This window comes from Algoriphagus sp., assembly GCF_024642405.1.
In the GTDB taxonomy this organism is placed as follows: Bacteria; Bacteroidota; Bacteroidia; order Cytophagales; family Cyclobacteriaceae; genus Algoriphagus.
Genome location: NZ_JAHEBC010000475.1, coordinates 1 through 2,552, shown reverse-complemented (window position 1 = coordinate 2,552; position 2,552 = coordinate 1). Strand labels below are relative to the sequence as shown.

The following is a 2,552-nucleotide window of genomic DNA, read 5'->3' as shown; positions in this document are numbered from 1 at the left end:
TGCTTTTGGTGGTGTTTTGGTAACCAATCAAACAGTAGACAAAGATGCGGTTGAAGAAATGCATTCCTTATTCTTTGAGGTGTTGATTGCGCCTGATTTCACGGAGGAAGCTCTTGAGGTTTTGAAAGCAAAGAAGAACAGGATATTACTTCGTCAGAAAATAGATCTTCCAGGAACCAAAATGATGAAAACGCTTTTGAATGGTGTAATCGAACAGGATAAGGATTTGGCTACCGAGAGCAAGGCGGATTTCAAAGTAGTGACACAGGAAGCTCCAACAGAAAAGGAAATGGATGCGATGGTTTTTGCAGCCAAAATCTGTAAACACACAAAGTCTAATACGATTATCCTGAGTAATGACAATCAATTATTCTCTTCTGGAGTTGGGCAAACTTCCCGAGTAGATGCATTGAAGCAAGCAATTACAAAAGCAAATGAATTTGGCTTTGATCTAAATGGTGCTGTGATGGCCTCTGATGCATTCTTCCCATTCCCCGATTGTGTAGAAATCGCCGGAAAAGCTGGAATCACAGCAGTAGTTCAGCCAGGCGGATCCATAAAAGATCAGTTGAGTATAGATTATTGTGATGATCACGGAATGGCTATGGTCATGACTGGAGTGAGACACTTTAAACATTAATTTTAGAAACTAGATTTTAGAATCAAGATTCAAGACCTTCAGAATAAAAATTTTTGAAGGTCTTTTCATTTAAACTCAGTATTATCCTTTCAAATTCACTTTATCTTTCGAATCCCATTTGGAATCTACTATTTTGCAACCTGAATCATTTTTGGGCTTTTCCCGTTCTTGATTCTTTATACTTGAATCTTGATTCTATCAATGAAATCGCATCAATTAAAGCTATACAACACTCTTTCCCGCAAGAAAGAGAACTTCCAAGCCATCAACCCTCCTTTTGTAGGATTATATGTCTGCGGTCCCACCGTTTATGGCGATGCCCACTTGGGTCACGCAAGACCAGCAGTCACTTTTGACACGGTTAATAGATATTTGACTCATTTAGGCTATCGGGTTCGATATGTCAGGAACATCACGGATGTTGGTCATTTAACAGGAGATGCTGATGAGGGAGAAGATAAAATAGCTAAAAAAGCCAAGCTTGAGCAACTGGAACCGATGGAAATTGCACAGCAATATACCGATTCCTATCATCGGGATATGGCTTTGTTGAATACCTGGAAACCAAATATTGAACCTCGGGCAACCGGCCATATTCCTGAACAAATCGCTTTGGTAGAAGCGATACTGAAAGAAGGTTTAGCATATGAAATCAATGGTTCTGTGTATTTCGACACCCTGAAATACAACGAAAAAACTCCTTATGGAAGACTTTCCGGAAGGGTGATTGACGAGTTGATGAGCGGAAGTAGAGATCTGGACGGTCAATCCGAAAAACGTAATCCAGTTGATTTTGCTTTGTGGAAAAATGCGGCTCCAGAACATCTGATGAAATGGGATTCACCATGGGGAGTGGGATTTCCAGGGTGGCATTTGGAGTGTACTGCCATGAGTTCAAAATACCTTGGAACTCAATTTGATATTCATGGTGGAGGAATGGACTTGATGTTTCCTCACCACGAATGTGAGATTGCACAAGGAAATGCCTGCAATCATAAGGATCCGGTAAACTATTGGATGCACAATAATATGATCACTATCAATGGTCAAAAGATGGGTAAGTCCTTAGGGAATTTTATTACCCTGCAGGAATTATTCAATGGGGATCATAAATTATTGGTGCAGGCCTATAGCCCGATGACGATCCGCTACTTTATGCTGACGGCACATTATCGATCTACATTGGATTTCTCTAATGATGCGTTGAAAGCCGCCCAAAAAGGCTATAAAAAACTGATCAATGGGTTGAGAATTGCAAAAATGCTGGAATATCAATCGGCAGATTTAGAAGTAGAAGATAAACAGGTCGAACAGATCGAAAATAGCATCACCAATGCTTATCGAGCGATGGATGATGATTTCAATACTGCGCAGGCAATTGGACATTTGTTCAACTTATTGAAAAAAATCAATTCCATGTACACAGGACAGCTTCATTCCGCAACTCTGAGTGAGCAAACATTCAATAAATTAATTAGCACATTTATAACTTTCGTAGAAGATATCTTAGGCCTGATGGAAGAAAAATCTGATAGCCAGAATAGGATGATCAATTTACTTTTACAGCTTTATTCTGAAGCTAAAACAGCCCGTGATTACGCAAAAGTGGATGAAATAAGAGCGGGATTGAAAGATCTTGGCTTTGTGGTAAAAGACATGAAAGACAAAATTGATTGGGCATATGAAGAATAGATTTTGGCTACTTGGCCTATTAATTCTTGCATGGGCGTGTAGCTCGCCCGAGAAGAAAACTGAAACTGTTGCTGAAGTTGCTACAAAGCCATACCCTGCCTTTTCTCCTGATTCTGCCTACGCTTTCATTCAAAAACAAGTAGATTTTGGCCCAAGAGTACCGATGACTCCAGCTCACCAAGAGACTAAGGAATGGATCATTTCGAAGTTTGAAAGTTTT

At 39.9% G+C, this 2,552-nt stretch carries 1 protein-coding gene and 2 pseudogenes; all 3 read left to right on the top strand.

The window, feature by feature from the left end; genetic code table 11:
• Positions 1-640 (top strand): annotated as a pseudogene (locus tag Q0L68_RS19510) (bifunctional phosphoribosylaminoimidazolecarboxamide formyltransferase/IMP cyclohydrolase PurH); the annotation flags it as partial.
• A gap of 201 nt (positions 641-841) precedes the next feature.
• Positions 842-2,332 (top strand): cysteine--tRNA ligase, encoded by a 1,491-nt coding sequence (gene cysS / locus Q0L68_RS19505; protein WP_296705917.1) that lies wholly within the window; start codon positions 842-844, stop codon positions 2,330-2,332.
• Positions 2,322-2,552: pseudogene (locus tag Q0L68_RS19500) on the top strand (glutamine cyclotransferase); the annotation flags it as partial. The gene cysS and the pseudogene Q0L68_RS19500, both read left to right, overlap by 11 nt.

Coding starts and splice junctions, on each gene's coding strand:
- cysS (WP_296705917.1), top strand. CDS start 842: ATGAAATCGCATCAATTAAAGCTATACAACACTCTTTCCCGCAAGAAA.